The sequence below is a fragment of the Kitasatospora sp. NPDC093806 genome (assembly GCF_040683335.1).
Classification (GTDB): domain Bacteria; phylum Actinomycetota; class Actinomycetes; order Streptomycetales; family Streptomycetaceae; genus Kitasatospora.
The window spans coordinates 22649-30023 of sequence record NZ_JBFBDO010000100.1; the positions used below are offsets into that span (position 1 = coordinate 22649).

Annotated in this window: 4 protein-coding genes; 3 read left to right on the plus strand and 1 reads right to left on the minus strand. The window is 76.9% G+C overall.

Annotation, left to right across the window (positions count from 1 at the left end):
- Positions 1–144: 144 nt before the first annotated feature.
- From AB0N76_RS31895 to AB0N76_RS31905, 3 genes are read left to right on the plus strand one after another with little or no spacing between them, the layout of a single operon-like run.
- On the plus strand, positions 145–4512 hold the full coding sequence (locus AB0N76_RS31895) for a CHAT domain-containing protein (RefSeq protein WP_363563116.1): 4368 nt from the start codon (positions 145–147) through the stop codon (positions 4510–4512).
- A 35-nt stretch (positions 4513–4547) separates the two neighbouring features.
- The gene (locus AB0N76_RS31900; protein ID WP_363563118.1) at positions 4548–5108 is read left to right on the plus strand and encodes a hypothetical protein; all 561 of its coding nucleotides are present in this window, start codon (positions 4548–4550) and stop codon (positions 5106–5108) included.
- A gap of 56 nt (positions 5109–5164) precedes the next feature.
- Entirely contained in the window at positions 5165–6031 is an 867-nt protein-coding gene (locus AB0N76_RS31905) for a GNAT family N-acetyltransferase (RefSeq protein ID WP_363563120.1), read from the plus strand.
- 37 nt (positions 6032–6068) lie between these two features.
- On the opposite strand, the gene AB0N76_RS31910 is transcribed toward AB0N76_RS31905, so the two are convergent.
- Positions 6069–7375 (minus strand): ABC transporter permease (locus tag AB0N76_RS31910; RefSeq protein ID WP_363563122.1); only part of this gene is annotated, 1307 nt, incomplete at its 5' end.

Here is a 7375-nt window from a genome sequence, read left to right on the forward strand (position 1 = left end):
GGACGCACCCCCGACCGCCGGGCGGACGACGGGAGTTCGACGGCGGACCGCAGGGGGAACGGCGCGGCGGCCGGTTGACCCGGGGCGGGCGGTGCGGTTGTCTGCGGGGTGGCGGCGAGACGCGCGACTGGGGGAGGAACGCCGGTGACGGTGCTGGACGAGGCCGGGGCGCTGGTCGCGCGGGGGCGGGCCCTACTGGACGAACACGACGCCGAGACCGACCCGCGCCGCTGCGCCATCCTGCTCTCCGGCGCGCTGACGGCCTTCGCCTCCGCGCGCGAACAGCTGGAGGGCGCCGGTCCGGCCGTGCCGCCGGAGGTGATGGCGGAGGCCCGGTTCCTGGTCGGCCTCACCCTCTCCGTCCGCTACTGGCGGGCCGTCGAGCGCCCGGACTTCGCCGAGGACGAGGGCGTCCGCCGCGCCGTCCTCGCCGAACGGGCCGACGCCGTCGCCCTGTTGACGCTCGCCGTGGGCCTGCTCGACCCGGCCGCACCGGAACGGTTGACGGCGGCCGGCCGGCTCGGCCTGCTGCTGCACGCGCGCCACGAGGACGGCGTCAACGGCGAGTGGACGGACCAGGCGGCCCGGCCGGACGACCTCGACCGGGCCATCGATGTGCTCCGGCTCGCCTGCCCGGTCCCGGTGCCGCTCGGCCCCTGGTCTGCGCTCGGAGCCTGGCAGGCGCTCGGCCCCTGGCAGGAGCCCGCCGGGGCCGACGCGTACGACGAGCAGGACCCCGGCTTCGTCGCGAGCCTGGGCTGCGCGCTCGCCGACCGGTACGACCGCGACCGTGACCAAGCTTCCGACGGTCCCCCCGGCGTCCCCTCCGGCGGCGTCTCCGCACCGGAGGACGCGGGCACCCCCGGCCGCGCGTGCCACGACGACCGCGTCGCCGTCGACCGCGCCGCCGCCACCGCCGTCCTGGACGGCGTCCTCGACCGGCTGCGCCCGCCCCCGTGGACCCCCGCCGACGGCACGACGTACCGGCCGGCGCCGGACGCCGAGCCGGGACCGGCGGACCTGGCCGAGCCCCTCGAACTCGCCGTCCGCGAACGCCTCGTCAACCTGCTGCTGAGTGACACCGCCGACACCGCCGACACCGCCCGCGCCGCCGCCGACCGCGCCGCCGACACCGAACGCGCGATCGCCCACCTGGAGTTGATCGCCGCCACCACCACCCTCGACGACCCCTGCCGGCTGCGCGCCACCCTCCACCTCGTCGACCAGTACTGGGCCCGCGGCGACGGCGACGCCGTCCGCCCCGAGGACGCCGACCACCGGCTCGCCCGCCTCCGCGACCTGCGCCTCCTCCTCCCGCCCGAGCACCCGCTCGGCGGCACCGCGCGCTGGCTGCTCGGCAGCACCCTGGCCGGCGTCGCCCGGCTCGACCGCTACGTCGCCACCGACGCCGCCCGCGAGGCCGTCGAGGTCCTGCGCGAGGGCCTGGACGGCATGGCCCGGGACGACGAGGTCCGGCCCGCCGCGCACGCCGTCCTCGGCACCCTCGTCAACGCGCTGCGCGAGCACGAACCGGACACCTACCGCACCGAGGAGGCCATCCGGCACCTCACCACCGCCGTCGACACCATGCAGGAGGAGGACCACGGCGTCCGGCGCAGCGACATCCTCCACCAGCTCGCCCACGCCTCCATCGCCCAGGACGAGTTCTCCACCGACCGGGCCGCGCTGGACCGGGTCCTCGGCCTGCTCGACGAGTCCCGGGCCAAGCCCTCCGGCACCCTCTGGTCGGACGAGCACCTGCACGGCTCGCTGGCGGCGGCGATGAGCAAGCGCTTCGCGCTCACCAACGCCGTCGCCGACCTGGACGCGGCGATCCGGCACGAGCGCGCCGCGTTCCGCCGGGCCGAGCCCGACGACATCAACCGGGTGGTCTACCTGGAGAACCTCTCCGTCAGCCTCTACCAGCGCTACCTGATCGGCGGCGACCACCAGGACCTGGAGGCCTCCCGCCGCTACAACGAGGAGGTGCTCGCCTACCTGGCCGTCTCCGCGCACGCGGGCGTCGAACGCCTCATCGCCCGCGAACGGCCGGCCCTCGAACGCACCCGGCTGATGCTGGAGTTCCAGGACGCCCTGACGGTCCGCGACACCGCCCGGATGAGCCGGGTGGTTACCGAACTGGAGGCGCTGGTCGCGGCGGTCCCGGCGGACGACCCGCTGCGCCTGCTCGCGCGCGGCGACCTCGGCGCGGTCACCTTCATCCACGCGCTGTTCGGGGCCCCGGAACGGCTCGGCGAAGCCGTCGACCTGATGATCGAGGCGGCGGAGGAGACCCCGGGCGGCCACCTGCACAAGGCGGTCCTGAAGGTGCGGGCGGCCAGCGCGTTCGTCCTGCTCGCCCTGTTCCCGACCTTCTCGGAGCACCGCAGCGAGGGCGCCCTCCGCTACCTCGACGACTTCCTCGCGGAGGCCAACCCGGCGAGCCTGGAAGGCGTGCGCGGCCATGTGCTGCGCGCCATGCTGCTGCTGATGCGCTACCGGCACGCCCACCGGCCCGCCGACGCAGCCGAGGCGCTCGCGGCCGCCGGGGCCGCCCGCGAACAGCTGCGGCACGGGGCGCCGACCCGGCTGCTGGCGGCGGTCAGCGCCATCGTCGCCGACACCCACCGGGCCCGGCTCGACCCGGGCGACCGGCGGCTGAGCCGGGAGTTCGGGCTGGCCGGGCTGCGCGAGATCGCCGCCGCCTCGCTGCTCCAGGCCGCCGCCGACCCGGCCCTCGCGATCGCCCGGGACGCCGCGGCCCGCGCGCTGCAGATCGCCCACTGGTACCTCGCCGACCGGGAGGAGGCCGCCGTGGACGACGCCGGCCGTCCCGCCGCCGACGTGACCGAGCCGTATCTGCGGTCCGCCGTCGAGGCCCTGGAGCTCGGGCGCGGCCTGGTGCTGCACGCCTCCACCGCCACCACCGACATCCCCGACCAGCTCCGGGCCGCCGGCCACGCGGACCTCGCCACCGCCTGGCTGTCCGGCGGCAGCCCGGCCGACGCGCCGCCTGCCGATGGGCCCTCCGCCGCCCCCGGCTCCGCCCCCGACCCCTTCGACTTCGACGCGCTGCTCGGCCTGCCCGGCACCCTGCTCGCCTCCCTGCCCGGCGGCGCCGCCATCCCGGTCCCCGACGACCTGCGCCGCCGCGCCCTCACCGCCCTCGTCGGCTCCCCGGCCGGCACGGCGCTGATGGCCGTGCCCTCGGTCGAGGAGATCGCCCGCAGCCTGCGCGCGGCCGGCGCCGACGTCCTCGTCTACCTCCTCCCGCCCGGCGGCGGCCGCAGCGCCGAAGCCCTCCTGGTCACCGCCGCCGAGCCGGGCGCCGAGCCGGGCGCCGAGCCGGGCGTCATGCAGGGCGGAACCGCGGGCGCCATCCACCTGCTCCCGCTCAGCCTGGTGCGCTCCGAAGCCGAGGCGCTCAGCCCGCTGACCGCCTACCGGAAGGCGCACCTCCACCGGCAGGCCACCCTCGACGCCGGCTTCCCGTCCGACCACCCGGAGCGGGTCGCCGCCCGCCGGCGCTGGCGGGCCACCCTCGCCGAACTCTGCGACTGGGCCGGCACCACCGTGCTCCGCCCACTGCTGCGCCACCCCGCGCTGCGCGCCGCCGAGCGGCGCCGGGGCACCCCGCCCCGGCTGGTCCTCGTCCCGTTCGCCGAGTTCAGCGGCGTGCCCTGGCACGCGGCCCTGCTCAGCAGCGGACTGCGCGACGGCGGCAGACCGGTCCGGGCGGTGGAACGGGCGGTCATCTCGTACGCGGCCTCGGCCCGCCAGTTCTGCGAGGTGGTCGGTCGGCCCCGACTGCCGCTCGCCGAACGGCCGGTGATCGTCGGCGACCCCACCCGGGAGCTGATGTTCGCCGAGGCCGAGGCCGAGTACCTGCACGCCGACTACTACCCGCACGGCACCCTGCTCGGCTACGTCGAGGACGCCGTCGGGGACGGCACCCCGCGCGAGGTGCTCGCCGCGCTGCCCGCACCCGGCCGGGCCGGCGCCTCCGTCCTCCACCTGGCCTGCCACGCGCTCCCGTCCGGCGACTCGCCGCTCGACGCCTTCCTCGGGCTCGCCCCCGAGGCCCCGCCCGGCGGCCGGCGCGAACACGACGGCCGGCTCCCGGTCGGCGACATCCTCCGCCAGGCCCAGGGCCGCCCACCGGGCTCGCCGGGCGGACTGGTCGTCCTCGACGCCTGCGTCAGCGACCACACCGGCGGCGACCTCGACGAGGCGCTCACCCTCTCCACCGCCTTCCTCGCCGCCGGCGCGACCGGCGTGGTCGGCTCCCGCTGGGAGGTGGCGGACGACATGGTGTGCGTGCTGATGTACGTCTTCCACGGCCGCCTGGCCGCCGGCGACCCGCCCGCCGAAGCCCTCCGCCGCACCCAGCTGTGGGCCCTCGACCCCGACCGCCGCCTCCCCCCGGACGCCCCACCGGAACTGTCCGCCCTCGCCCGCCGCACCCCCGACGCCCTCGACACCTGGGCCGCCTTCACCTACCAGGGCAACTGACCCCCGCCGGCCCCTCACCACCTCCAGGGACGTTCATGGACGCATCGAGCCTCACCGCCCTCCTGGTCGCCGTGGTCGGCGTGGCCGGCACACTCGCCTCCGCCCTGCTGACCCAGCGCCGGGGCGACACCGTCCGCCGGGACGAGCGCGAACTGGCCGAACGGCGGCGGCGCGAGGAACGCGACGAGCAGCGCGCGGCCCTGGAACTCGCCGAACGCCGGGCGGGCTACACCGCGTTCAACATCGCCGCCCGCCAGTACCTGAGCGCCCTCAATTACTACGCCCACGCCCTGCGCCGCGACCTCCCCGGCGGCGCGGCCGCCGAGCTGGCCGCCGTCGACGCCGTCCGCAACGACTACCTCCAGCGCTACGCCGAGGCCCAGATGGCCGTCCCCGACCAGGTGCTGGCCGAGGTCTCACACACCAACCGCGTCCTCGGCGCCCTCTACGGCACCCTCGTCCGGATCGGCCACGGCACCCCCGACCCCGGGGAGGACCTCACCACCACCGCCACCGCCGTCGAATCCGCCTGGTCCCACCTCGCCACCCTCCGCACCACCATGCGCGCCGACCTCGGCATCTCCGGCGGACGGTGATCCCCGCTGAGGTAAATGAGTTGCGGAGCTCAGGCGCCCGGTGTCGGATCCCGACCATGACGATTGTGCTGGGGACGCCGACGGTCGACGCGGTGCACGAGGCCATGGGCGCGCTGCGGGAGTGGCAGTCCGACGGGGCGCCGATGCAGCTGCATCCGGGGGACGTCGGGTGGTACCACCGGCTCGGAGCGGCGGAGACGGCGGCGGTGGTCCGGACCTGGAGCCGGGACGGACGGGTCCTCGCCGCCGGGCTGCTGGACTCGCCGACGCTGCTGCGGATGACGGTCGCTCCGGACGCCTTCCGGGACGAGGGCTTGGCGCGGCGGCTCGTCGAGGACGTCTCGCTGCCCGAGCGCGGGGTGCTGCCGGACGGAGCGGTGTCCATCGAGGCGCCGCTCGGCCTGCTGTTGCACGACCTGCTCACCGAGGAGGGGTGGGGCGTCGACGAGCCGTGGACGCCGCTGTTCCGTGATCTCGCCGAGCCGGTGGAGGCCCCCGGCGTGCGGATCGAGTCGATCGGCCCGGAGCAGGCGCAGGACTTCGCCGACGTGCTGCGGTCGGCGTTCGCCACCTCGCGGCCGACGCCCGAGTACTGGCACGGGATGTCGGCGGGTCCGTACTTCGCCGACGCCCGGTGCCTGGGCGCGTACGACGACCAGGGCGGTCCGGCGGCGGTGGTGACGGTCTGGTCGGCCGGCCCGGGGAAGCCCGGGCTGATCGAACCGATGGGCGTCCACGAGCACCACCGGGGCCGCGGATACGGCCGGGCGATCACCCTCGCCGGCGCGGCCGCCCTGCGGGAGCTGGGCTCGTCGAGCGTGCGCGTGTGCACACCGAGCGCCAACGCCGCCGCCGTCGCCACCTACCGCGCGGCCGGGTTCGAGGAGCGCCCGCAGATCACCGACCGGACCCGGCCCGCCTGACGCGGGCCGGATGCGGCGTCGCGGATCGCGCGGGCGGCTAGACCGAGCGCATCGCGGTGATGACGGTCATCCGGCCGACGCGGCGGGCGGGGAGGACGGCGGCGGCCAGGCCGGTGAGGACGGTGAGGCCGAGGGCGGCGAGGACGAGGAGGGTGGGCGGGCCGCCGACGGTGCCGAGGGTGGAGGTGACGGAACGGGCGGCGGACCAGCCGTAGGCGAGGCCGAGGGCGGTCCCGAGCAGGGCGGCGGCGAGGGAGAGGAGCAGGGCCTCCAGGGTGAGCATGCGGCGCAGTTGGCGGCGGGACATGCCGATGGCGCGCAGCATGCCGATCTCGCGGGCGCGTTCGCTGACGCTGAGCATCAGGGTGGCGGCGACACCGAGGCCGGCGATGACGACCGAGAAGGACAGCAGGGTCATCGAGATCAGCATCATCCGGTCGAACAGCGAGCGCAGGCTCGCGGCCTGGGCGGCGCTGTCGGTGACGGTGAGGGCTGGGTGGGCGGCGAGGGCGCGGTCCATGGCGCGGCGGGCGGTGGCGCGGTCGGTGCCGGGGGCGGGGGTGATCCACACCGTGGTGGCGGGGGCGCCGGGGGCGATCCGGTCGAGGGTGGCCGGCGTGACGAGGAGCGCGGCGCCGCTCTGCAGGGTGAACGGGAGGCCGCTGCGGCCGGGTTCGACGCGCAGGGTGGTGTCGGGGTGGCCGGCCGCCCCGCCGACGCCGGCGGTGGCGGCGTCGCCGAGGCCGCTGAGCGCGGTGCCGTCGGTGAGGGCCCGGGCCCGGGCGAGGTCGTCGGTGGTGGGGCTGAGCCGGGCGGGGTCGGTGGCGGCGACGAGGGTGTCGCGGCCGTCGACCCGGACGGTGGCCGAACGGACCGGGGTGACGAGCAGTTCGCGCTCCCCGGAGAGTGCGGTGAGCGCCCCGGTGGGAAGGGCGCCGCCGCCGGCGCCGGTCGCCGAGAAGGCGCCGGGTTGGCGGGCGGAGACCAGGGGCACCAGCGAGTCGGAGGTGACCTCCAGGGCGGTGATCGCGCCGACCGTCATCGTCACCCCGAGCAGCAGGGCCGAGCCGGTGGCGCCGGTGCGCAGCGGGTTGAGCCGCAGCTGCCGGGTGGCGAGGCGACCGGCGGTGCCGCCGAAGCGGCGGGCCGGGGCGCCGAGCGCGGCGACGATGCCGGGCAGCAGCCGGTGGGCGAGCCGGAGCACGCCGAAGAAGCTCGCGATCGCGCCGACCGTGACGGCCAGCAGGGAGAGCGGCGGTCCGGCGAGCACGCCGACGGCGACCAGCGCGGTACCGGCCACCAGCAGGAGCGTCGACCAGACGGCGTCCTGCTCACCATGCTCGC